The 24,334-nt window shown below is 61.1% G+C and carries 21 protein-coding genes and 1 pseudogene; 11 read left to right on the top strand and 11 right to left on the bottom strand.

Features of this window, described 5'->3' with window-relative positions:
* Nucleotides 1-12: 12 nt before the first annotated feature.
* From J8C01_RS12750 to J8C01_RS12735, 4 genes and pseudogenes are all read left to right on the top strand, one after another.
* A complete protein-coding gene (locus J8C01_RS12750; RefSeq protein WP_211433204.1) occupies nt 13-543 on the top strand; it encodes a response regulator in 531 nt (176 codons plus the stop codon).
* Nucleotides 544-558: 15 nt separating this feature from the next.
* Nucleotides 559-1,193: pseudogene (locus tag J8C01_RS12745) on the top strand (IS607 family transposase); the annotation flags it as partial.
* A gap of 17 nt (nt 1,194-1,210) precedes the next feature.
* A complete protein-coding gene (locus J8C01_RS12740; protein WP_211433203.1) occupies nt 1,211-2,551 on the top strand; it encodes an RNA-guided endonuclease InsQ/TnpB family protein in 1,341 nt (446 codons plus the stop codon).
* Nucleotides 2,552-2,678: 127 nt separating this feature from the next.
* On the top strand, nt 2,679-4,355 hold the full coding sequence (locus J8C01_RS12735) for a hypothetical protein (protein WP_211433202.1): 1,677 nt from the start codon (nt 2,679-2,681) through the stop codon (nt 4,353-4,355).
* Nucleotides 4,356-4,408: 53 nt separating this feature from the next.
* On the opposite strand, the gene J8C01_RS12730 is transcribed toward J8C01_RS12735, so the two are convergent.
* A complete protein-coding gene (locus J8C01_RS12730; protein ID WP_211433201.1) occupies nt 4,409-5,344 on the bottom strand; it encodes a DMT family transporter in 936 nt (311 codons plus the stop codon).
* A 192-nt stretch (nt 5,345-5,536) separates the two neighbouring features.
* Between J8C01_RS12730 and J8C01_RS12725 the strand changes: the two genes are divergently transcribed.
* Nucleotides 5,537-6,976 (top strand): hypothetical protein, encoded by a 1,440-nt coding sequence (locus J8C01_RS12725; RefSeq protein ID WP_249355527.1) that lies wholly within the window; start codon nt 5,537-5,539, stop codon nt 6,974-6,976.
* Between the two features lie 153 nt (nt 6,977-7,129).
* Here the strand turns inward: J8C01_RS12725 and hpf are convergent, their stop codons facing one another.
* The 4 genes from hpf to J8C01_RS12705 form a co-directional block, all read right to left on the bottom strand.
* Nucleotides 7,130-7,696: a ribosome hibernation-promoting factor, HPF/YfiA family gene (gene hpf / locus J8C01_RS12720; RefSeq protein ID WP_014101169.1), complete on the bottom strand. Its 567-nt coding sequence runs from the start codon at nt 7,694-7,696 to the stop codon at nt 7,130-7,132.
* A gap of 235 nt (nt 7,697-7,931) precedes the next feature.
* Complete coding sequence (locus J8C01_RS12715) at nt 7,932-8,822, bottom strand: serine hydrolase (RefSeq protein ID WP_211433200.1); 891 nt, start codon at nt 8,820-8,822, stop codon at nt 7,932-7,934.
* Nucleotides 8,823-9,045: 223 nt separating this feature from the next.
* The gene (locus J8C01_RS12710) at nt 9,046-9,591 is read right to left on the bottom strand and encodes an HNH endonuclease (RefSeq protein WP_041569991.1); all 546 of its coding nucleotides are present in this window, start codon (nt 9,589-9,591) and stop codon (nt 9,046-9,048) included.
* A 169-nt stretch (nt 9,592-9,760) separates the two neighbouring features.
* Entirely contained in the window at nt 9,761-10,714 is a 954-nt protein-coding gene (locus J8C01_RS12705) for a universal stress protein (RefSeq protein WP_014101172.1), read from the bottom strand.
* A gap of 227 nt (nt 10,715-10,941) precedes the next feature.
* On the opposite strand from J8C01_RS12705, the gene J8C01_RS12700 reads away from it, so the two are divergent.
* Complete coding sequence (locus J8C01_RS12700) at nt 10,942-11,970, top strand: aldo/keto reductase (RefSeq protein WP_211433286.1); 1,029 nt, start codon at nt 10,942-10,944, stop codon at nt 11,968-11,970.
* Between the two features lie 28 nt (nt 11,971-11,998).
* On the opposite strand, the gene J8C01_RS12695 is transcribed toward J8C01_RS12700, so the two are convergent.
* From J8C01_RS12695 to J8C01_RS12685, 3 genes are all read right to left on the bottom strand, one after another.
* A complete protein-coding gene (locus J8C01_RS12695; RefSeq protein WP_211433199.1) occupies nt 11,999-12,742 on the bottom strand; it encodes a superoxide dismutase in 744 nt (247 codons plus the stop codon).
* Nucleotides 12,743-12,827: 85 nt separating this feature from the next.
* Nucleotides 12,828-13,385: a flavodoxin family protein gene (locus tag J8C01_RS12690; protein WP_211433198.1), complete on the bottom strand. Its 558-nt coding sequence runs from the start codon at nt 13,383-13,385 to the stop codon at nt 12,828-12,830.
* Nucleotides 13,386-13,442: 57 nt separating this feature from the next.
* Nucleotides 13,443-13,724, bottom strand: coding sequence for a hypothetical protein (locus J8C01_RS12685; RefSeq protein WP_211433197.1), 282 nt, complete (start codon nt 13,722-13,724; stop codon nt 13,443-13,445).
* Nucleotides 13,725-13,939: 215 nt separating this feature from the next.
* On the opposite strand from J8C01_RS12685, the gene J8C01_RS12680 reads away from it, so the two are divergent.
* The 5 genes from J8C01_RS12680 to J8C01_RS12660 all read left to right on the top strand — a co-directional run bounded on the left by J8C01_RS12680 (nt 13,940) and on the right by J8C01_RS12660 (nt 19,063).
* Nucleotides 13,940-14,977: an isoaspartyl peptidase/L-asparaginase family protein gene (locus J8C01_RS12680; protein ID WP_211433196.1), complete on the top strand. Its 1,038-nt coding sequence runs from the start codon at nt 13,940-13,942 to the stop codon at nt 14,975-14,977.
* Nucleotides 14,978-15,065: 88 nt separating this feature from the next.
* Nucleotides 15,066-16,091 carry a GTP 3',8-cyclase MoaA gene (moaA, locus tag J8C01_RS12675; protein ID WP_211433195.1) on the top strand — a complete coding sequence of 342 codons (1,026 nt, stop codon included), beginning with the start codon at nt 15,066-15,068 and terminating at the stop codon, nt 16,089-16,091.
* Between the two features lie 21 nt (nt 16,092-16,112).
* Nucleotides 16,113-16,436 (top strand): SCP2 sterol-binding domain-containing protein, encoded by a 324-nt coding sequence (locus J8C01_RS12670; RefSeq protein ID WP_211423892.1) that lies wholly within the window; start codon nt 16,113-16,115, stop codon nt 16,434-16,436.
* 55 nt (nt 16,437-16,491) lie between these two features.
* Entirely contained in the window at nt 16,492-17,688 is a 1,197-nt protein-coding gene (locus tag J8C01_RS12665; protein WP_211433194.1) for a TonB family protein, read from the top strand.
* Between the two features lie 403 nt (nt 17,689-18,091).
* The gene (locus J8C01_RS12660) at nt 18,092-19,063 is read left to right on the top strand and encodes a zinc ribbon domain-containing protein (protein ID WP_211433193.1); all 972 of its coding nucleotides are present in this window, start codon (nt 18,092-18,094) and stop codon (nt 19,061-19,063) included.
* Between the two features lie 240 nt (nt 19,064-19,303).
* Here the strand turns inward: J8C01_RS12660 and J8C01_RS12655 are convergent, their stop codons facing one another.
* From J8C01_RS12655 to J8C01_RS12645, 3 genes are all read right to left on the bottom strand, one after another.
* Nucleotides 19,304-19,594, bottom strand: a complete 291-nt coding sequence (locus J8C01_RS12655) for a hypothetical protein (RefSeq protein ID WP_211433192.1) — start codon at nt 19,592-19,594, stop codon at nt 19,304-19,306.
* A 113-nt stretch (nt 19,595-19,707) separates the two neighbouring features.
* Nucleotides 19,708-21,399, bottom strand: coding sequence for a sodium:solute symporter family protein (locus tag J8C01_RS12650; protein WP_211433191.1), 1,692 nt, complete (start codon nt 21,397-21,399; stop codon nt 19,708-19,710).
* Entirely contained in the window at nt 21,396-24,155 is a 2,760-nt protein-coding gene (locus tag J8C01_RS12645; protein ID WP_211433190.1) for a protein kinase domain-containing protein, read from the bottom strand. The genes J8C01_RS12650 and J8C01_RS12645 overlap by 4 nt, the downstream gene beginning before the upstream one ends.
* Between the last annotated feature and the right edge of the window lie 179 nt (nt 24,156-24,334).

The following is a 24,334-nucleotide window of genomic DNA, read 5'->3' as shown; positions in this document are numbered from 1 at the left end:
TCCGATTCACCCATGACGATTCTGGTTGTTGAGGATGATGCTGTGCAGCAGCGGCTGCTCCGGTTCTTTCTGGAGCAGCAGGGCTACCAAGTCATCAGCGCGTCGAATGTTAGCGAGGCGCTGACGTGCATACAGCCTGGGCTGCCGGATGCCCTGCTGCTCGACGCCATGCTGCCCGATGGCTCGGGACTGGATGTGTGTCGGCAGATTCGCCAACTCGCGGAGGGCCAACCCCTGCCCATTCTGTTGTTGACGGCCTACGACATCGAGCCGGTCATTGTTGAAGCCTTTGAAGCTGGAGTTACTGACTTCATTCCCAAGCCGGTCAATCTCAGGCTGCTTGAACGCCGCTTGTACTATTTATTGCGCGCGGCGCGTCATGAAGCGGCACTCCGCGAACGTGAACAGCAGTATCGTACCCTCGTCAACGCCCTGCCCGATGTTGTTATTCGTGGCCGGCGGGATGGAACCGTCACGTACTTCAAGCCCAGCGAAACCTGTCCGGCGGAGCCGGACTCTAGCTTGCCGTATAGTACGCGGTAGTGTATAATAATGCTCATGGAAAGCACTATAAGCACAGGCAAGGCGGCAAAACTCCTTGGTGTCCCGGTCAAGACGTTGCAGCGTTGGGGACGTTGCAGCGTTGGGAACGCGAAGGAAGGCTGATTCCGGTGGCCCGAACGGACAGCAACCGCCGCCTCTACACTGAGACGCAGATCCGTGAGTTCATCGGTTTGCGGCAGGCCAACCACGCGCCAACAAAGCTTGTCGCCTACTGTCGGGTATCGAGTGCGGTGCAGAAGCCGGACCTGGCGGATCAGCGCAAAGTGCTGGAGGAGTTCGTGGTGGCGAAGGGATTGGCGGGGGTCGGGTTTATCGAGGAAGTGGGCGGCGGGCTGAACTTCAGGCGCAAGCGGTTTCTGGCCCTTATGGACGAGATCGGGCGACGGGAAGTCAGGATGCTGATCCTCGCTCACCGGGACCGCCTCACCCGTTTCGGCTTTGAGTGGTTCGAACATTACGCCCAAACCCATGGCTGCGAAGTGCTGGTCCTCAACCAGGAACGGCTGTCTCCCGAACAGGAAATGGTGCAAGACTTGATGACCATCGTGCACTGTTTTTCGTCCCGGCTATACGGTTTGAGGAACTATCGAAAGAAGTTGGATGAAGCGCTGAAACAGGATGCGAATGACGTCAAAAAGGCCCAACAATGCAACCAACCCACAAGATCGCTCTTTGTCCGACTCCTGAGCAAGTGGACTACTTCAAGCGCGCCTGCGGCACGGCGCGGCGTGTTTGGAACTGGGCGCTCAATGAGTGGAACAGGCAATACGCAGCAGGCGGCAGGCCAAACGCCCTGGCGCTCAAAAAACAGTTCAACGCCATCAAGTACACCGACCCGCAGTGGCTCGATGAGAACGGTCGGCCTTGGTTGCAAGACATTCACCGGGATGCCCACGCCCAGCCGTTCAGGAATCTCGCCAAAGCATGGGAACGGTTCTTCGCCGACCTCAAGGAGGGCAAAGAAGCGCACGAGCCACGGCTCAAGAAAAAGGGCCGTTGCCGCGACAGCTTTTATGTTGCCAACGACAAGTTCACCCTGGAAGGCAAGACGATCCGTCTGCCCAGGATCGGTGAAGTCGCCATGACCGAGGAGCTGCGCTTCGCGGGCAGGATTTTGGGCGCAACGGTTTCCCGCACCGCGGATCGTTGGTTTGTGGCCATACAGGTCGAGGTGCCTGATGCGCAATTCTATCGGCGTCGCACGTCGCACGAGGTCAACGGCATCGACTTGGGCATCAAGGCTGCCGCAACGATCTCCAGCGGTGAAGTCATCGAGGCGCCAAAGCCACTCAAAGCAGCGCTGCGCCGTCTGGAAAACCGTAGCCGACGTCTCAGCCGCAAGCTGGAAGCCGCCAGGAAGGCAGCCGGATTTGAACGCCATGCCCGCCTGCCTGAAGGAACGCGCCTGCCGGTATCGAACAACCGGCAGAAGTCCGCTGCGATATTGGCAAGGCTCTATGCCCGCATTGCCAATATCCGAGCGGATTTCACCCACAAGCTCACGACTCGACTCTGCCGCGAAAACCAAGCGTTGGTGATCGAGGATTTAAACGTCAAAGGGATGCTGCAGAACGAGAAACTCGCCCGCGCCATCTCTGACGTGGGTTTTGGGATGTTGCGCTCGCAGTTGGAATACAAGGCCCGGCGCTACGGTACTCGTCTTACCATCGCTGATCGCTGGTATCCAAGTAGCCGACTGTGCTCCATCTGTGGCTGGAAGAACGAGGCGCTGACATTGAGAGAGCGAACATGGGTGTGTGCTCAATGTGGTGCGCACCATGACCGTGACCTCAATGCGGCGCTGAACCTGAAACGGCTGGCAACCGAAACTGCCCTACCCGTGGCGAGTCCGTCCAGCAATGGCGGCGCTGCGGCGGGGACCGTCCCCGCCGTAGTCGGGAAAGTCACGCCTGTCAGATACGACGGTGGTCAACAGGACACGTCGGGGCAGGAAGAGAACCGTGCGCACTTTTGCGCACATTCTTGATAGCAGAATGGCCGGGCAGCCGTCTACTCACAGGAAGCTGACACCAAGGACGTTGGGTTGGGAACCTTTGGGCGTGTGATACGTCCACAGCGCCGCATATCACCCAACTTCGTGGAGGTCAGCCAATATGACGCGCCTGTTTTCACTTGTCCTGGCCGGACTTACCATCGGCACGGCAGCCGTGGCCGGATACCTGGAACGCACCTCACCAACTCCTGTGCCCATCACCACCCCCCAGCCCCCTGAAGCTGACGACCTGCCACCCGAACCCCAGCCCACTCCACGACCGGCTTCCGATCCGGGACGGAAACTTTCCCCGAAGGAAGCCGTGGCCGGATACCTGGAACGCACCTCACCAACTCCTGTGCCCATCACCACCCCCCAGCCCCCTGAAGCTGACGACCTGCCACCCGAACCCCAGCCCACTCCACGACCGGCTTCCGATCCGGGACGGAAACTTTCCCCGAAGGAAGCGGCGGAGTACCAGCGCGCCATTGCCGCCACAGCCGGCATGGTGCAAGACGCCCAAGCCATTGCCCTGGCCCAAAAATACGGCCTCGACATCGTCAACCTCACCTGGGAAGACACCGGACGCTACAAAAACTCCGCCGTCGGCCCCAACATCAGCGACATGACCATCCAGGTCGGCTTTGAAGACCCCACTACAAGACAGTTCCAAGTCACCTGCATGCCGGTCATCCGCTACCCCAACTTCCGGGACCTCACCTGTGACCTCGACCCGCGCGACTTCACCCTGCTTGTGGGCAATCACCACGGGCAACCCCTGCGGCGCATCTCGCTGTATGACTTTCTTGCCCATCCGCGTTCGTATCTGACCAACCCGGCTTCGTGGCGTGGCGAAAAGCACAGCCTGCTGGCTCCGCGCGACAGCAAGGTGCTCGTCAGCGCCCAGGCGTGTTTTCTGCCGATTCCCAAAAGCGGCAAGGCGACGTTCAACCCTGTGCTGTTCAACTACCAGTCCCGGAAAGGCGACCCGGCGGTGCTGACGATTCTGGCGACGCGGGAGGGGACGAGCGTCACGGTGATTGATAATGAACGGGATGCGTTTCGCAGCGGCAGTGTGTGGGGGCAGCGGTTGTTTTTCAATGCCAACGGGCAGCGGGCAAGTCTGACGGGCGAACGGGAGAGTGACTTTGTGGCGAAGGGGGGCGATCGGACATCGCCGACGCCGGGCGCGCCGGGTCAGACTTCAGGACTCAACCTGGTGCTGCTTATCCAGGTGCCACTCAAACAGCGGACACTTCCCCGAAGCAAGCCTCCAATGGTTCCGGGCATTGCCTACGAGTCAAAGGCAGCAGGCATGCCCGCCCCGCGCGCCAGCGACATCGAAAATGCCGTCATCGGACACGGCGATCTGGAAGGGCCCTTTACCGAGATTGACAACCTCGCCATCGAACGCGATGAACGCTTTCCGGTGCGCGTCACGGTTCAGTTTTACAAGGCGACCTCGAACGGCGTCGCCACGGAAGCCGACATTGCGGCTATCAAGGCAAATATCGAGCGCATCTACGCCCAGAGCACCGATGTGGGCAGCCTCGTCACCGGTGGCGAAACCGGGCGGGTGACGGAATATGAGGGCGTCAAGGTACAGCCGACGGACTGGTGGGAAGACTTCTGGGAATGCTACGAAGCGAGCACCGGCATTTCACGCTACGAAGCCATCCGGCGGCTGCGCGAGCTGTTGGGAACGAACTTCCGGCAGCAACCGGTCTGCGAGCTGTACCTGCGCGATCTGCTGCGCTCAGCAGGCAGGAAGCACCCAAACCGCAAGCCAGCCAGCTAAGGCCAAACCGGCCATTGCCCGACGTGGTGGCCACGTCGGGCGTTTTTGTGCCCTCAAGTGTTTGCGGTTTTTCCAAGCTGACGCCAGATAATGACACCGACCACGATGGCCCCGCCAATGAGCGCCATGGCGGACGGCCGTTCACCGGTGGCCAAGGCGACCCAGATAGGATTCAGGATTGGCTCCAGCATCGCCAGCAGGGTGCTTTCCAGCGCCGAGACGCGATTGACCCCGATGGCGAACAGGACGTAAGCCACGCCAATCTGAAGTATTCCCAAACCGGCGAGCAGCCAGAGGGTGGTGACTGGCAACGGAAGCGAAGCCACAATAGCCGGAGCGCAGCACAGGGCCGTCAGGGCATTGCCCAGGGCAATCAGGACGAGACTTGAGGGCGGCGTGCCGCCGGTCGGCGGCTGGGTGCGGGCATCAGCCCGCAGGCAGATGGCAATCCCGGCAAAGCCGATCCCGGAGACAATGGCCAGCAGGTTGCCGAACATCCCGGACGGACTGAGCCGGTCCAGAAAAAACCACGCCATGCCAAAGAAACAGCCGCCGATGGACCAGCGGTCGCGGCGATGGATGGGTTCACCGAGCAGCGGCCGCGCCAGTACGGCAACAAAAATGGGCGCGGTGTATTGCAGCAAAATGGCATTGGCCGCCGTGGTGAGCTTGTTGGCCCAGGTAAAGGCAATCATGGTCAGCGCATAGCTGGCCGCACCCCACCACACGTAGCGCCGCGCGAGCGTCGTCTGGAGCAGATTGCCTTGGTGTGATGCCTGCTGCCAGAGCAGCGCCGCGGCCAGCACGAAGAGGGCAAAGAAACTCCGCACACCGGCGATGGCAAACGCATCGGCCTGGGCCGACTTGATGCCGACACCGCCAAGGCTCCAAAGCGCCGCAGCCGCGATGACGCACATGATGCCGAGCCACTGTCGTTGCTGCATAAAAGGCAAAGTAAGGCTGAACTCCACTTCTTCAGGGATTGACACGGTCACGTATCATGTTCGCGTGTCACGGTTATGCGCGTTGTGCTGCGTTTTATGACGCATTGTAAGAGACGCCAGCAGTAAGCCTCTTTTGGTCAGGCCATAGCTCCAGCGGCGTCCATCTCTTGGCGTTTGGCCTGACCTGACGCGCGCGTTTTTGCCCAAACCAACCGGTGACGGAATTCATCCGCCGCCATGTGCCCCACACGCAACCTGCCTGGAGGACAATGTCATGCCCAAAAGCAAGCCATCCAAAAATCCAGCAACATCGGCCCCGGCACCGAAACTTTCCCCGAAGGAAGCGGCGGAGTACCAGCGCGCCATTGCCGCCACAGCCGGCATGGTGCAAGACCCCAAGCCATTGCCCTGGCCCAAAAATACGGCCTCGACATCGTCAACCTCACCTGGGAAGACACCGGACGCTACAAAAACTCCGCCGTCGGCCCCAACATCAGCGACATGACCATCCAGGTCGGCTTTGAAGACCCCACTACAAGACAGTTCCAAGTCACCTGCATGCCGGTCATCCGCTACCCCAACTTCCGGGACCTCACCTGCGACCTCGACCCGCGCGACTTCACCCTGCTTGTGGGCAATCACCACGGGCAACCCCTGCGGCGCATCTCGCTGTACGACTTCCTCGCCCATCCGCGTTCGTATCTGACCAACCCGGCTTCGTGGCGCGGCGAAAAGCACAGCCTGCTGGCTCCGCGCGACAGCAAGGTGCTCGTCAGCGCCCAGGCGTGTTTCCTGCCGATTCCCAAGAGCGGCAAGGCGACGTTCAACCCCGTGTTGTTCAACTACCAGTCCAAGAAAGGCGACCCGGCGGTGCTGACGATTCTGGCCACACGGGAAGGGACGAGCGTCACCATCATTGACAATGAACGGGATGCGTTTCGCAGCGGCAGTGTGTGGGGGCAGCGGTTGTTTTTCAATGCCAATGGGCAGCGGGCAAGTCTGACGGGCGAACGGGAGAGTGACTTTGTGGCGAAGGGGGGCGATCGGACATCGCCGACGCCGGGCGCGCCGGGTCAGACTTCAGGACTCAACCTGGTGCTGCTTATCCAGGTGCCACTCAAACAGCGGACACTTCCCCGAAGCAAGCCTCCAATGGTTCCGGGCATTGCCTACGAGTCAAAGGCAGCAGGCATGCCCGCCCCGCGCGCCAGCGACATCGAAAATGCCGTCATCGGACACGGCGATCTGGAAGGGCCCTTTACCGAGATTGACAACCTCGCCATCGAACGCGATGAACGCTTCCCGGTGCGCGTCACGGTTCAGTTTTACAAAGCGACCTCGAACGGCGTTGCCACGGAAGCCGACATTGCGGCTATCAAGGCCAACATCGAGCGCATCTACGTCCAGAGCGAAGATGCCGGCAGCCTTGTGACCGGCGGCAAGACCGGACGGGTCACGGAGTACGAGGGTGCCAAGGTGCAGCCAACAGACTGGTGGGAAGACTTCTGGGAACGCTACGAAGCGAGCACCGGCATCGGACGCTACGAAGCCATCCAGCGGCTGCGCCAGCTTCTGGGTTCGCATTTCCGGCAGGAACCGGTCTGCGAGCTGTACCTGCGCGATCTGTTGCGATCATCGGGACTCAGGAAACCAGATTCCAAGCCCGCCACCCTCTGACCAGAGCCACAGTTGATGGGCCGGAGGTGAGAGGCCGGATGTCGCCCGACGTGGCACAGCCACGTCGGGCTTTTTTCCTGCGCGCAGCTTTTCCAAGTGCAACACGGAGCTGGGAGCTTTGCGTCCGGCCGGACACGCTTTCAGGCGCAGGTCTTACGGTTCAATGAGGCCGAAATTGCCATCCGGGCGACGGTAGAGCACACCAACGCGATCCGTGACCATGTTGCGGAAAACAACAAACTGGTCCTTCGGCGACAGACTGGCCGCCGCGTCATCCGGCGTCATGGGTTTGATGGCATAGCGGCGCGTCGGAATGATGCGTGGTTTTTTCGTGGCCTCTGGCGCAGCTTCGTCCGCCGTCCCCTCGGCTTCCGAACGGGCCGCTTCGGCTGCCGCCGTGACTTCCTTGACGCTGGCGCGGGTCTTCCGTTTGGTCTCAACCTTTTCCTTGAGCTTGTTGACCTGGCGGGCCAGCTTTTCCGTCGCCTGGGTGATGGATTGGTACATGTCGTCGGTCGTGGCCTTGCCGGTCAGGACCTGCTCACCCATGGTCAGCACGAGTTCTGCCAGGTTACGGTGTTTCTCGATGGCCATGGTGAGATGCAGGCGGATATGGTCCCGGTCATCGAGCAGTTTGGCAACTTTCTTGGTTTGCTCGCGGGCAAACTTCTTGATGGCAGGTGTCAGGGTGAAGTGCCGTACAGTAAAGTCAAGTTTCATTGTTGACGAAAAAACTCCTGAGTTGACATCCGTTCCGCTTAGGGACTGGAAATTCCCGGCCGTGCAGGCGTTGTGTTCCGTGTCCCCTCCGATGGGCTGTCTTGAACCTGGTAACGCCTCCATTATAGGACGGCAAAGCCGGCCACGCTATTTTTTCCCTGGCTGGCAGACGCTGCCACCTTCGGACTCAGGGCAAGAATAGACGGCGTGTTGTGGGCTGACTCAGCAGCAGGCATCAGCGGGAGGGCGGTTTGCGCTCGGCGCGCCGTTCTGCAGGCGAAGCCGGCGCGGCCAGACCTTCCAGCAGCAGGTCAACGATGTCGGCAATGAGCAGGTGGCCTTCGGCTTCGCTGCAATAGTCCACGACCGGGATGTCCTCAACCGTAATGGCCATGGCAATGCGTCCGTGTTTCGTATAGACGATGCCGATGTCACTGCGCAGATGGTCCAGTGCGCCCGGCTTGTTGGCAACTTCAACACCACGCAGGCGCCGGCCGATGCCCTCCCGATACTGCTGGCGTTTCATAATGGCCAGCATTTCCCGTGACGCCTCCGGGCTGACAATCGTCCCGCGCTCCAGACCTTCCAGCAGCCGGACCATCTCGCGCGGGGTCGCGACGCCGATGCCGTACTTTTTGTTTTCTTCGAGGTTGCTCTCGCGGAAGGTGCTTTCACCGCCACCGGCGATCTTGCGCAGGGAACGGATGTGCTCGAAACCCATCTTTGCCAGGCGGTCATTGACCGCATCCGTGGTGATCCGGTCAAGCAGGATGTTGGTGGCGATGTTGTCACTGACGACAATCATCAGCCGCACGGCATCACGGACGGTGATCTGGGTGCCCGGCGTCAGCTCAAACAGCACGCCGCCGTCTTCATACTCATGCCGCCGGACGACGGTCAGCTTGTCATCCCAACGCAGCCTGCCTTCGGCCACCTGGGCGAAGACTTCCACCATGATGGGCACCTTGATGGTGCTTGCCGTCCGCACCCTGGCATCCGGGTTGTAGCCGAAGGTTTCACCGGTATCGAGATTTTTGGCGAAGCAGAAGACCTTGCCTTTGAAAGCCGCCAGCCGACGCTGCAGGCGGCGCATCATGGCAGCCGTCTGGCGTGCTGGACGCTCCACCGCTGGCGCCTCCGCTCCAGCGGTAGCCGCGCCGGACTGTGCCAGAGCCGATGTCGGCAGACTGCTCCACAACCTGCCAGTGATACTCCACAAGCTAAAACAGACCAGAATCAGACTGACCCGCCACATCAGACGGGAGCCGGTGCATACCAACACGTTGAACCCTCACCAATGAATGGGCAAAAACGAAACAGCGCGCATCGGATACGTCCGACGCGCGCTGTCAGGCGGCCGCCGCATCGTCAAGGTAGAGATACTTACGCCACTCCGGACGGGACGCCGCAGCATGATGCAGCGCCGTCAGATCAAGGTCGTGCCACAGAGCCGCCGGATTTGACAGCAGGGGCATGCGAGCCTCATCTGGAGTCCGGTCGCCTTTGCGCTGATTGCAATCATGGCAGCAGGCACAGAGGTTTTCCGGGACCGACTGCCCACCCCGCGACCGGGGCACAATGTGGTCCAGCGTCAGGTCAGCAGCCGTGCCTCGCTTGTTGCAGTATTGGCACCGATACCGGTCGCGGATGAGTATCTTCGCCCGCAACCCACCTGCCGAACGCCGCCGCTTGCGGACGTTGACATACTCGTGTAACCGCACCACCGAGGGACAGGCGAACGTAAAGCGTACCGTTCGCAAAACCCGGTCGCCATCCTTTTCGAGGACCTCGGCCGTCCGCTGCCAGACCATACGTAAAGCGCGTGGCACCGAAACCAGACCGAGCGGTTCATACGAGGCATTGAGCAGGAGGACTTTCCGTTGCGCAATGATCAAGCTCGCACTCTCCTTCCGTACAAGCCCAGACGGCGCGACCCCGCCAGGAAACAGAGCCAGGCACACCTGGGGCATAGGGGTTGCCCTATGATGCGTGAAACCTGCGCAAACTGACAACCCCTTGTATCGGCAGTGAGTGACGCCTTTCAGCTTCATCCAGCACTTCTGCTCAGGAAGCCGTGGAACTGTCTGCTTCGTCCCGGCGACGACGGATAACTTCAACCGTACAGGGCGCGTGGGCGACAATGGCCGACGACACACTCCCGATGAAAAACCGCTCTGCCCCGGAAAGATCGCGCGTACCAAGCATGATGGCATCGGCGGGCCACTTCTCGGCGATGTCCAGTAAAACACTCTTGGGATCGCCTTCGATGACTTCCCGCGACAGGGTCACTTTCCAATCGGGATAGGCTGCCAGCAGTTTTTCCTGTACTGCCGTCGCGGCCTCGGCCGCGGTGCGGCGCAGTTCATCAATCGTGTCGGATGGCACGACAGCCACGCTGCTCCCCAGGATGTCGCTGCTGAAATACTCGAAGACGCCGGTTGCCGTCACCAGCTTGACCTGGGTCTGGGGTGGAAAATGGCGTGCCGCCAGCGCCGCCACAACGACTTCCGAAGCCGGGGTTTCATCCACGCCGACCAGAATGCGCAGCGGCTCACTGTCAGGACGTTCCAGCCGGCGGCCAATCCGCACGGCTGCGCGTGCCTCCAGCATGACCTTGCGTGACACGCTTCCGAAAAACAGCCGCCCCAGGGTCGAGCGCCCGTGGGAACCCAACACAATCAAATCCGGCGACCACTCATCGGCAAATTTGAGAATCTCGCGGGCCGGTGCACCGGCGCGGGTTTCCTCACGCACGACCCACTGCGGAAAGCGGCGGCGGAGAATGTCCGCAGCGCTGCGTGCCCAGTGGCGCGGCACAGCCAGACGGGCGTCTTCGAGATACAGAATTTCCTCTGGGGTTCGTGGTGGAAACAGTGGCACCCGGTCGGCAATGGAAAGGACAACGGCTTCACCCTCCGGCGGCAATCCGGCGTGAACCAGGTCGGAAATGGCGGCAAAGCTCGCCGGGGAGCCATCCGTGGCAACCAAAACCTTACGAACCGTGTAGTCAGCAGGCATGAGGGCATCTCCTTTGAATACAGTCCACCCGGACGGGGCCGCAGAGGGCAACGCCGTAACGGATCGGGTTTCTGTCATGAGTCTATAACGTAACGCCCTTTTGGCCGGGCCGTTTTTCAGCGAAAGGTCATTCCATGCCCGTCCGGTTTGGTCTATGAAGCAGGGACGGCACGCCCGGCGTCCACGGTCGGGTGCGGCCGATGTCTCTGAACTGAGGAAAAGCCATGATGCGATACAAACTGCTTGGCGCCAGCGGACTGCGGGTTTCCGAACTCTGCCTGGGGGCAATGACCTTCGGCGAGGCCTGGGGAACCGGTGCCTCGAAGGATGAAAGCCGCGCGATGTTTGAAGCCTATGCAGAAGCTGGGGGGAACTTCCTTGACACAGCAAACTTCTACACCAAAGGCGAAAGTGAGACGTTCATCGGGGAGTTCATCCGGGGCGAACGCGAACGGTGGGTCATTGCGACCAAGTACAGCCTTGACACGAGCGGCTGTGGTGAAGTCAATGCCTCCGGCAACCACCGCAAGAACATGATGCAGGCGGTCGAAGCCAGCCTGCGCCGTCTCCAGACGGATTACATTGACCTGCTCTGGCTGCACGTCTGGGACTTCACCACGCCCATTGAAGAAGTCATGCGTGGTTTTGACGACCTCGTACGCCAGGGCAAGGTGCTCTATGCCGGAATCTCCGACACACCCGCCTGGATTGTGGCTTCCGCCAACACTCTGGCTCAGCTTCGGGGCTGGACGCCCTTCGTCGGCCTTCAGATTGAATACTCCCTGCGCGAACGAACCCCCGAACGCGAACTGCTGCCAATGGCCGCGCATTTCAACATTGGCGTCACGGCCTGGAGTCCGCTCGGCGGTGGCGTACTGACCGGCAAGTACAACAATCTCAAGGAAGGTGATCCCCTTCCCGGACGCCTCAAAACCACCAAGGAGCGCGACCGGGAACTGGCTCAGCTTGTCATGACGATTGCCGAGGACATCGGACGCTCACCAGCGCAGGTAGCCCTGAACTGGTTGCGCCAGCGCCCCCAGCCGATCATTCCGATTCTGGGCGCACGGACACTGCCCCAGCTCAAGGACAACCTTGCCTGTCTGGATTTCAGCCTCAGCGAAGAACACCTGGCGCGGCTGACTGAAGCCAGTGCCATCGAGCTGGGCTTCCCACACCGGTTTTTCCAGGGAGAAACCGTCCGGCAATTCGCATTTGGCGGCGCACTCGACAAGATAGACTATCCCCGCCGCTGAAACGACGGCCGCCGTTCGATGCACACATTCAGGCGGCCTTCCGGGCCGCCTCGAAGCGAAGACCGGCAGCCGTCCAGTCGAGCGCATCCCACACAGCGGCAACATACTCGGCGCGGTGGCTCTGATACTTCAAATAGTAGGCGTGCTCCCAGACATCAATGACCAGCAGCGGAACTGCTCCCCACACGGTCAGGTCCTGGTGCTTCTCCACCTGCAACACCATCAGCCGCCGGTCGAGCACGTTGTAGGCCAGCACGCCCCAGCCCGATGCCTCAACGGCCACCGTTGCCTTGGTCAGATGGGCTTTGAGCTTGGCCAGGTCGCCAAAATCCCGGTCAATGGCGCGGCTCAGCTCACCTTTGGGTTCGCTGCCCCTGGTCGGCGTCAGGCTCGTCCAGTAGAGCGTGTGCAGGACGTGTCCCGAACCGTGAAAGGCCAGTTCGCGCGACCAGTGCTTGACGAGATCGAAGTTCCCTTCGGCACGGGCGGCGGCAAGCTGCTTCAGCGCCTTGTTCGCGCCATCAACATACGCCTTGTGATGTACGTCGTGGTGCAGGCGTACCGTCGCTTCATCAATGACCGGCTCCAGGTCCTTGTACTTGTACGGAAGCGGCGGCAGCACAAACTGCCCTTCAGCATCGGTCAGACGGCTGGCGGCAGCCAGCTTGTCGTCGTCCACCGCAGAAGCCAGTGCCTCAAAGGTGCTTCCCAGGGCAAAGCCAGCGGTCGTCAGGGCGGTTGCCTTCAGGAATGTGCGTCGGGATTCAGTCATCGAAAGTATGCTCCTCACAGTGACACAGGCTTGTTCAGCCGGGACATCCGGGGGGCAGGGACAGGTAGGTAGTGCAGTCCGCAGTTCAGGTGGTAGCGCCGCGTTGCCAGCGTTGGGCAGCCTGGGCCACGCGCGCACCAAACCGTCTTGCCGTGGCCAGGTCGCCCTCGGACGGCCCCGTGCTGCCGTGATCGGATTGGGCGGCCGCGCCGAGCATGCTTCCAATCCGGTTGATGGCGTCGTCAGCGCGTCCGGCTGGCAGTTCTGCCTGTCCAACCCACAGCATGCCGTGCTGGGCGGCAAAAATGGCCAACTGCACGAGCGTATTGAGTTTGTCACCACTCAGGCTGCCGGAGTTGGTAAACCCGGCGGCAATTTTGTCTTTCCACGCCTGCTGAAGCCAGCGGCGCGACGTGGCATCCATAAAGGTTTTGAATGGCCCCGACACGCTCCCCATATAGGTTGGCGAACCAAACACAATGGCATCCGACCTATCCAGGGTTTCCCAGTGGTTTTCAACGTCCTCGACACGGATAAGCTGCGCCGAAACCCCCAGCACACTTTGGACGCCTTCGAGAACAGCGGCCGCCTGCGCCGCCGTGTGGCCGTAGCCACTGTGGTAAACAATCGTTACGCTCGTCATGGTTTTTTGCATCACTCCAGAGGTCTTTCCCCGCGTCCGGTGGCGTGCAGGAGCTGACTACATACCCGCCGGCACAGAGGTTTCGGCCCGTTTCGGAACGTGCGTCAGGCAATCCGAGGCACTGCACTCTGGAAACATCACGTGGAAGTCCCGGAGCAGGCGCAGACAGCTTTCAAGTTCCTGACTCAGCTTGCTGTGCAGGACGGGATCGGTGACAGGGACGTGCAGCAGCAGCTCGGATATGGTCTCGAACCGTACCTGCACCTGGGTGTAAAAGTGCTCGCACCCCATATCGAAGCACTTTTCGGGCGGAAAATCGAAGCGACAATGGTGAGCCATAAGCATCGGGCGGGGACGTTTATCGTCGCGCCGGAACAGGTGTGAGGGCAAGTGCTCCGGCTGGCTATACATTAGGGATGGATGCCGGAAGGGTCAATGTTTCTGCGTTCGGGACAGCCAGTCCGGGCAGACGCTGGAATGCGCTTGCGAGACCGGCCCAAGTCATATAAGGCTACGCAACCTTGACCAACGATCTTGCAAACTGTTCAAGCCCTATGAACCACATCTGGTCACGCCGTGCGTTTTTGTCCACGGCCCTTACCGCAACGGCGGCGGCAATGGTCCGTGGCGTCCCATCACCACCCATTGCTTTTGCCATTCACGGCGGAGCTGGCGTCATTGAGAAAGGTTCCATGACGCCGGAACGCGAAGCCCAGTACCGGCTGAAACTGACCGAAGCCGTCACGGCCGGCCACCAGGTGCTGAAGCGTGGCGGCACGGCACTGGATGCCGTGGTGACGGCCATCGTCCTGCTCGAAGATTCGGGCATCTTCAATGCTGGCAAGGGGGCTGTGTTCACCAGCGCCGGCACGTGTGAACTCGACGCCTCGATTATGAACGGGGCCAACCGGGCGGCCGGGGCCGTGGCCGGCGTCAAACGCATCAAAAACCCCATTCGTGCGGCGCGGGCCGTGATGGAGCATTCCCCGCACGTGCTGATGGTCGGGAGCGGTGCCGAAGCCTTTGCCGCCGAGCGCGGACTGACACTCGTTTCGCCAAAGTACTTCGGGACGGAAGAAGGTCGGCGCGAACTTGAAAAAATCAAGGCCGAGGAAGCCAGGCGCAAGAAAGTCGCCCGGCAGTTTCCATCTGAACCGGCGGCAGCAGCCAAGTTCGGGACAGTTGGCGCCGTGGCGCTCGATGCCCAGGGCAACCTCGCGGCCGGAACTTCAACCGGCGGGATGAGCAACAAGCGCTTCGGGCGGGTCGGGGACTCACCCATCATCGGCGCTGGCACCTATGCCGACAATGCGACCTGCGCCGTTTCCTGCACCGGGCATGGCGAGTATTTCATCCGGTCGGTTGTGGCCTACGACATTGCCGCCCTGATGGCCTACAAGGGCTTGTCCCTGAAGGAAGCCGCCGAAGAAGTCATCCTGCGCAAGCTCGTCACCATGGGCGGCATTGGCGGTGCGATTGCCCTTGACCGGCAGGGCAACATCGCCCTGCCCTTCAATTCACCGGGCATGCATCGCGCCAGCATTGACCCGGACGGACGGCTTTTTGTCGGCATCTACCGCGATGACGGGTAATGGGCCGGTGACGGCAGGCGGCATTTCCTGCGGGCCGGGAAACCGCTAGGCTTCCGGCCACGGGGCTTTGCCGCCGGATTACCACCCTATGACCTACGCCCATCCCCGGACCGTCCACCTGCACCCACTGCTCCGCGATGCCCACGGGCGCGTCATCCGCGACCTGCGCATTTCGATCACGGACCGGTGCAACTTTCGCTGCACCTACTGCATGCCGGACGAAGGCGTGACGTGGAAAGCCGCTGAAGAACTGCTCACCGTGGATGAAATTCTGGCGCTGGCGCGGGTGTTCGTCGGATTGGGGATCGAGAAAATCCGTCTCACCGGAGGCGAGGCGCTGCTGCGTGACGACGTTGTGGCGCTGACGCGCGCCCTGCGCCAGTTACCGGGGGTGAAAGACCTGGCGCTGACGACCAACGGCTACCGGTTCGAGCAGTATGCGGCCGCCTTGGCCGAAGCCGGACTGCAACGCATCACCATCAGCCTGGATTCGCTGCGCGAAGAAACCTTTCACCGCCTGACGCGCGTCAGGGCGCTGGACCGCGTGCTGCGCGCCATCGAGCTGGCGCATCGCTACCGGCTCACGCCGGTGCGCGTCAACTGCGTGCTCATGCGTGGCGTCAACGATGGCGAAATTGAAGACTTTGCCGACTTTGCCCGCGCCTGGGATGTGAGCCTGCGGTTCATCGAGTACATGCCGCTCGATGGGCCGGGCGAGTGGCAACCGACGCTGGTCGTGCCCGGCCGGGAAGTCCGCGACCGCATTCAGGCGCGCTATCCGCTCATCCCCATCGCCGGACAGTCACCCAGCGAAACGGCCCGGCGGTACCGTTTCGCCGATGGTGCGCCGGGTGAAATCGGCATCATTGCCCCTGTCACCGAGCCGTTCTGTGGCGCGTGCAGTCGCCTGCGGCTGACCGCCGACGGCAAACTTCGGACATGCCTTTTTTCGGTCGTTGAGTATGATTTACGCGATGCGTTGCGGGCCGGGGCCGGGCAGCGGGAACTGGCTGAGCGCATCCTGACGGCGGTTGCCCAAAAAGAAGCCGGGCACCGCATCAACGAACCCGATTTCATCCCGCCGAGCCGCACGATGTCCTGCATTGGCGGGTGATGCATGTCAAGGGAGGGCGTCATGCCGGACAAACCCAGCTCGCCGATTGCAGCCATTTTCAGCAACCTTGAGAAGAAATACCGCCCCGGGGCCTACACCAAACCGACGACGTTTTACTTCTCGCTGGACGACGAGAAATGGACGGTGACGCTGGATGCCAGGGCCTGCCGCGTGACCAGGGGCAAGGTGACGGATCAGGCCGATGTGGTGTTGAAAACATCATCTGACCTGTTCCTGCAGATGTGGCGCGGCGAATACCAGCCCGGCGCCGGCGATTTTTTCACCGGACGCATCAAGTCCAATGACCCACAGGCACTCAAGACCTTCATGGCGGCTTTCTCGTGACACCGGGGGCCAGGATGCAATGTCGGTCGTGAAGTTCCGGCACGGTTCCAGTTCCATGTTGTGTTTTATGGCCCTGACGCTGGCTGGCTGGCTGATGCTGGCCGGCGCATCCGTCCAGGGGCAGTCCCCGCCGGGGAACACGGCGGGCAACCGGCTGACGGTGCCGCAACTGGCGGCACAGCTTTCGGATGCCGATGTGGAAACCCGGCTGCGTGCCGCGCTCACCCTGCGGAAGCTGGGGCCGGCCGCCGCGCCAGCGGCAGCCGAACTCGTCAAGGCGCTGCGGGACGAGGACCCGCGTGTGGCGGAACAGGCGATGTGGACGCTGGCTTTCATCGGTTCGCCGGGACTGGCCGCCGTTCCGACCCTGACGGCCATGGTTCGGGATGTGGATGAACCCAACCGCGTCACGGCAGCGGCCGTTCTGGGTTTGCTGAAACCGTCGCAGGCCGAACCGGCCGCAGCCCTCATCGAAGCCACCCGCAGCAGCGACGCCGAACTGCGGCGGGCGGCGGCGCTGGCCCTTGGTGCACTTGGAGCATCCGCACTTTCCGGCGTGACGCCCCTGGTACGCCTGACGACTGACCAGAGCCGTGATGTCCGCCAGGCGGCCGTCACCGCGCTGGGACGACTGGGCGGCTATGCAGCTCCGGCGCTGCCGGCGCTACGCGCGCTGACGACAGGTGACGACCCCGACCTGCGGCCGCTGGCGGCGGCGGCCGTCCAGCGGATTGAAAGTGATCTGGCGCGTCCGGTACGGACGGAGCCGACGCCACCGGCCACGACGCCGCCTTCTGCGCCTGCGGATGGACCGCCGCCGGTTCAGGCGGCCAACGGGTCACAGGCCGACGTTCCGCAAACCCGACCCCGGCGGGCGGCGTCACGGATGGAACCGGCACCGGAGCGTCAACCTTCCCGTACCGAACCTTCACGTACTGCGCCGTCCCGTACTGAACCGTCGGAGCCATCGGCCGGGGCGGGCAATCGTACGGGTGTTGTGCTGTTGTCACAGGACAAACCGCGCTACACGCGGGAAGCCGCCATGCGGAACGTCACGGGCGTGGTGGTGGTACGGGTTGAGTTTCGCGCTGACGGGCGGATTGGCAACGTCGAGCTGGTTTCCGGGCTGGGCAGTGGTCTTGATGAGGAAGCCATGCGCGCCGCGCGGAGCATCCGGTTCACCCCGGCCCAGGAAAACGGGCAACCCGTCACGACGACCATGGACATCAAGTACCGCTTCGTCAACCAGTAGCCATCACAGCGAAATCCATCCAACTGATGGGCTGGCAGCCAAGCGGACTACTGCCATGCCCGGACAAGCACGGCTGACCTCTGGTTGCCGGACTGGCCCCTGTCAACAACGGCACGCCGCAGCGTCCGGGCAAATCCGCCCTTGACACCAGGATAACGGGCAATAACAATAAACGCCGTCCAGCTCACAGCATTGGTTGCTCCCTCGCTTTTGGGTATCGAAGGCGGCTGAAGTGCCTCCCTGCAGAAGCAGCAGGCGTTCGGTTTCCGTGCACGCCTGCTGACTGGAAGGACCGGGCTTCACAGCCGGGAAGATGACCAAAGGCAAACACGATAGCCTTGCTTACAAAGAACGTGTCATCGGGAATTGGATTGAAACATCGAACCGGGAAGGAGTTTGCCCAATGTCAGACACTCTCGAACAAGCCATTGCGGCTATCAAAGCCGGTGACAAAAACACTGGCGGGCAACTGCTCAATCAGGTACTGCAAACCGATCCCCGGAATGAGACAGCCTGGTTATGGATGACCACTGTTGTTGGCTCAGATGAGGAAAGACAGAAGATTTTGGAGCATGTGCTATCCATCAATCCCGACAACGAAATTGCACAAAACAGCCTGGCCAAACTGAAGCCTTTGGTATCTCCGGCAACTGATATTCAGGTTGATCCCTATCCTACTCCTCCGCAGCAATTTGAGACTCCATTACAACCAGCACACAAGGCAGAGGAAAATGAAGCCGTAAGGAAATGTCCATATTGCGCGGAAACCATCAAAGCCGAAGCCATTGTCTGCCAGTTTTGCGGCAGGGACTTACAGACCAGTCAATCACTCTCTACGGCTGCTAATGTAGTTCAATTCACAGGCTCCACATCACCCTTGCTTGATCAGCGCATTAAGGAGTTGGTGGAGTCGGGATGGGAGGTTGTCTTTCGAGCTCCGACAGAGGCAAAACTGAAAAAGCCTAAACGGCTAAGTTTTCTCACATTAATTTTTTCTTTGATTAATTCTTTTATTTTCTTCGGTATCTCTATGATTCTGTTCTTCGGTAACACAGCGAATGTTGTATACTTTTTTATCGCTCAATATATTTTCAATTTTTTTACTTTCATTACTTTCATAGGGATTACAGGGCATTTGGCAAAAAAAGAAAAGGTAGTTCTCTATACAGAAAAACAATTGATGATGGAGAAAAATAACCCTGTAAAAAAAACGCAAACTTTTTCTTCCTCTGGTGTGACAGCAGTAATGTTAATCTTATTGATTATTGGGATTCCTGTTCTTTTTGTTAACAATATCGAGGCAAGAAATATCCTGTCTATAGTTTTCCTAATCATTGCATATATCCTCGCATACATCCTCTCGTTTTTTCTCTGAGTCCAAGAAAAGTAAATTAATTCTGGTCTGTTTTGATTTTTTACAGAACAGCAGATTCTTCCCTGTTCCAAGCAAGTTACAAAACTGGTTTGGTGCTTTTTTCTGATGAAGAAAGGCCAGGCAGGCAGCGTTTGATTTCTTGGCTGAATTTGAACCTAACTGGAGCCTGCCTGACCAGTTGCGCGGCAAGCCTCGGCCTTCAAGCCGGGGAGGATGTCCAGCCACCAGGCTACATTTCCCCTACCGCCACTTACCAACCACCGGGCGGTCACTGACCAGCCCGTAGTTGATTGGCACCGGCAGTGGCCCCGAAGCATTGGCACTGCTCAAAAAGAACTGGGCGCTCTGCGCCGTTGCCCGGAAAACACCTGGCGTATCGCGTCCATCGCTGTCCCAGTCGCCCGCCAGAGGCAGGTCTCCGGGCTGCGTTCCGGTGATGACCACCACCGGCACATCGGCAAAAGTCGGGGGTGTTGCTGTTTCTGAGAAAGAACTGCCCCTGACGAAAAATCCCCACTGTTTCCACACCATCCCCGTTCCAATCCCCAGTCACGGGAATGTCGGATGCCAACCCACGGACAAGCAACCAACCGGCGAGCCGGTATGGTTTTCTGAAAACCTGATCTCCACATGGTTTCTCCCGGCTACTGCTTCTCCCGCCGGCCAGACCAGCGGATGCGGCTGACGATGACGCCAACGACGCACGTTACCAGACAGCCCACGGCGTTGAGCCAGAGAAAAGCGACCAGATCGGTTGCCGCCAACACCCAGACGACGCCCATCCCCAGCAAAAGCCCGCTGATAGCACCCTGTCCATCGGCCCGTGGGTCAGCCACGGCCAGCACAAAAACGCCCAGCAGGGCCCCGTAAAACCACGAGCCAAAGCGGTTGACAACTTCAATGAGCGAGCCGAGATGCGTCGCATAGAGCGCGCCGACACAGGCCCAGCCGCCCCAGAATGCCGTTGCCAGCCTGCCAACCCTGACCAGCTCGGCCTCAGACGCTTCCGGCGCCCACCACCGATGGTACATATCCAGCGCCGTTGTCGTGGCCAGTGCGTTGAGTTCCCCGGCGCTCGTGGACATGGCCGCGGCAAAGATGGCCGCCAGCATCAACCCCACCAGCCCCGTCGGAAGCTGGGACAGGACAAAGGTCGGGAAAATGTGGTTGGTGTCGTCGTAGGGGCGGCCGGTCGCCTCGGACAGAAGCTTCGTAGCCGCCCGGTGCAGAGCGTCACACCGCGCCTGCGCTTCCAGAAAAGCTGTTTCAGCAGAGGCTGCCGCCGCCGCATGTTCCCGCCGGACGGCCACGTAGCGAAGGGCCGCCTGCCGCCGTTCATCCGTTGCTACAGCGTAGTCGGCCGCAAGCTGGGCGTAGGTCTGGCGTGCGGCTTCATTCGCCAGTTCCACGTTTCCGGCAAACACGAGCGGCGGCGCCGGCGCAAAGACGTAAAAAACGAACATCAGCACCCCAATCAGCAGCACGGCTGCCTGGAGGGGAATTTTCACGAAGGCATTGAGCAGCAGCGACCGGCGCGCGGCATCCACCGAAGCCGCGGCCAGATACCGCTGCACCTGGCTTTGGTCACAGCCAAAGTAAGACAGAAACAGAAACAGCGAGGCCAGCAGCCCTGACCAGACGGTGTACTTCTCGCGCCAGTCCAATGACCAGACCACAGCCGTGAGGCGTCCCGTAGCCCCGGCCACGTGCAGCCCATCCCACAACGAAACCGATGGCGGGAGCTTGGCAACCAATACCAACAGCATCGCCGCCAGCCCGACCAGAATCACCACCATCTGTTTGACATCGTTCCACGCCACAGCGCGCACGCCACCCAGAACGGTGTAGAGCGTCGTGACGACGCCCATAGCCAAAACCGTGAAGGTTTCCGGCCAGCCCAGCACGACGGACAACACCACGGCCGGCGCGGCAATGACGACGGAAGTGGCCAACCCCCGCGACAGCAGAAAAAAGAGGCTGGTGAGCGCGCGCGTCCGCGCATCGAAGCGCCGTTCCAGAAACTCGTAGGCCGTGAAGACATTGGCCCGGTGAAAGCCCGGTACGGCGGTGACGCACAGGATGACCATGGCGATGGGAAGCGCAAAGTAAAACTGTACGAAGCGCAGTCCATCAGTGTAGCCCTGTCCGGTGGCGCCCACGAGCGTGATGGCCGAAAGCTGGGTGGCCATCACCGACAGCCCGACCGTCCACCAGCCCAGACTCCGGTCGGCCCGAAAGTAGCCGTCCGAGGTCTGTCCACGCCGGCCGGCGCGGAGGCCATCCACAATGAGGTAGGCAAAGTAGGCGGCGATGACAGCCCAATCGAGTGCGGTCATCGGCTCAGCAGACCCAGTGCCCCGGAGGGTGTCAGGTCTGGAAGCCCGACACACAGCATCAGGTTGGGGGCATCATCACTGGCGGCGACAACCAACGCCCGGCCATCAGGTGAAAAAGCAAAACTTTCCGGCGGCGACCCAAAGATGTCTCCAACGAGCTGGCGGCGCGTGCGGCTGGTGTCGGTTCCGGGACGAAAATTCTGAATGAAAATACCGCCAGTGCCGATGGTTGAAACCCAGGCGATCTGCTTTCCATCCGGGGACCACCGGGCCCGCCCGTGGCTCAAACCGCCCAGTCCGACCTCAATGGAAAAGACCTGTTCGCCATCTGCCGTGCGGACGACCCGGATGGCATTGCCGGTGCCTTCCTTCATAGTGGTCACGTAGAGCAGGTACTGCCCATCAGGGGAGACTTCCGGCCACCGGGCGGGCATCTCGGCCACCAGACGCTGGCCACCGGAGCCATCGGTTTTCATGCGCCACAGACCATACTGGGGATGATCGCTCACCGTGAAGAAGACCTCTTTGCCGTCAGGTGATACGGTTGGGTTCTGGGCGCTGGCGCCAAACGCCGTCAGCGCCCGGCCGCGCGTGCCGTCCGGGTTGGCCGTCCAGATTTCAAATGTTCCGCTGCGGTTGGAACTCCAGTACAGGGCCGTGCCATCCGGCGCCACTGCGGGGTCCCAGTCGGTGTCCGGGTGGGTGGTCAGCGGGCGGAGGCGTCCACTGCCGAAATCAAGCTGCCAGATGTCGTTGTTGCCGGTGCGGTTGGACGTAAACACCAACCCTTTGCCGTCCGGTGTGTAGCGCGGCTGGCGGTCAATGCTTGTGCCCCGGGCCAGGACCCGCATCTGGGGCATGTCGTTGGGGCGGGTGCCAAGCCGTACCTCCACGAGATTGCCGCGCCGCGAGCGCGCTTCATAAACCAGCTTTCCATTCCGCAGATCACATACCGGTGCATCGTGCGGGAGTGCGGCAACGGTACGGCACTCCTCCGTCCGTACGTCAAACACCAGCACCCGCGCCGGGGTGATGATGTTCGGCGCTTCCGGTGACGTGGCCTGGATGGCCACCACGGCCGAACTGTCTTCCAGCCAGGCCGGACTCGACAGATAGCCACCACGCTCCTTTGGGTTAAGCTGGCGCGCTTCGCCGGTGGAGACCTTGACCAGAACCACCGGCGAGAAGACGTTGCCGGCAACCACATCCTTGACCAGCGCAATGTACTGTCCATCCGGCGACCAGCGCGGGCAGCGCAGCCGCAAGCCCTCCAATCGGGCAATGGTGCGCAGGTTGCTTCCGTCACTTTCCACCTGTTCCAGCAGGGTCGAGGTGACGCCCTGCCCCCGCACCCACCGGGTCAGGCACAACCGGCGGCCATCCGGTGCCCAGTCGGCATCCACGGCTTCCCTCGCAATTAGGCGCGGCTCACCGCCCAGCGACGACACGACGTAAAGCGCCGCCGCGCCATCATCCATCTGGCGGATGAAGGCTATCTGCTGGCCGTCGGGCGAATAGCGCGGGCGGCTGTCATCGCCGTCCGTAATGGCCACCTCGACGGACTCACCGGTGATGCGCTTGACCCAGATGCGCTGCCGTCCATCGCGCCGGGAAGCAAAAGCCAGGCTCTGCCCATCCGGCGACCACGCCGGCGACGTGTCGCTTCCGGCGTTGGTCAGGTAGGCATAGGTCAAAAACAGCGGCCTCGACCGGCCGCTCCAGAGAAACGCCACCATGCTCCCCAGCAACACAACCGACAGCAGAGTACCACCCATCCACCAGAGCGTCCGGGAGCGGTTCAGCGCCGTTGCCGGGAGCAGCCTGCGCGTCGTCGGCAGCGGTGACGCTGACTTGTCGGCGGGCTGTGTGGACAGGTCCAGCCTGGTTTTTTCGGAAAGCCTCAGCAGCAGGGTTCGCAGGACGAAAGCCAAATCCTGGGCGCTCTGGAAGCGCTGTGCCGGATGGCGCTGCAAACACCGGACGAGCACCTGCCTGAGATCAGCCGGAAGCGATTTCGTGTTATCGAGCTGCTCAAAGGGATCATCCCGCAGGATTGAGGCCGTGACCTCCACCGGGGTTGCGCCCTGAAAGGCACGCTGCCCGGTAAAGACTTCAAAGAGCACACAGCCGAGCGCGAAAATGTCGCTGCGCCCGTCAAGCGCCGCACCGCGCACCTGCTCCGGCGACATGTACCCCACCGTGCCGACGACCATGCCCGGCAAGGTGCTGAAGGTATCGCTGTCATGCCGGGTTTCTTCATCTTCAGAAATGGCCGTTGACTTCACCACCCGGGCCACGCCGAAATCGAGAATCTTGATCTGCCCGTCGGTCGTCAGAAAGATGTTCTCCGGCTTGAGGTCGCGGTGAATGATGCCTTTCTGATGGATGGCCGCCAGCCCCTCGGCAATGGACACACCCAGACGGACGCCGTCGGCCAGGGGAATCGGACCGCGCCGCAGCCGCGCACGCAGGGATTCCCCTTCGAGATATTCCATGACGGCAAAGGCCGTCTCCCCTACCACATCAAAGTCATAGATGGCGCGTACGTTGGGATGCGACAACTGCGCAATGGCGCGGGCCTCGCGTTCAAACCGCAACCGGATTTCCTGGTCGCTGGCCAGGTGCGGCGGCAGAACCTTGATCGCCACATCCCGGTTGAGCTTGGTGTCGCGCGCCCGATAGACCTCCCCCATCCCACCGGCGCCGAGCTTTTCATAGATTTCGTAGTGGGCAAGGAACGTCCCAAGAGCAGGCATAACAAACACGTCCGCCAAAGCAGGGGCGTCGGGATAGCGTCAGGTGAGCGGTGGCGTACAGCACTGAGGGTTTTTTACGATGGCTGGGAAATAAGCTATAGGCAAGCGGTTGGACACGTCAACCAGGGCTGGTCGGCCACGGTGGCCCGGAATCAGGCTGTCTTCCTGACGCATCGAAC

It is taken from the genome of Chloracidobacterium sp. D (assembly GCF_018304685.1).
Lineage (GTDB): Bacteria > Acidobacteriota > Blastocatellia > Chloracidobacteriales > Chloracidobacteriaceae > Chloracidobacterium > Chloracidobacterium thermophilum.
The sequence above is the reverse complement of the archived record's forward strand: the minus strand, read 5'-3'. Positions and strand labels throughout refer to the sequence as shown.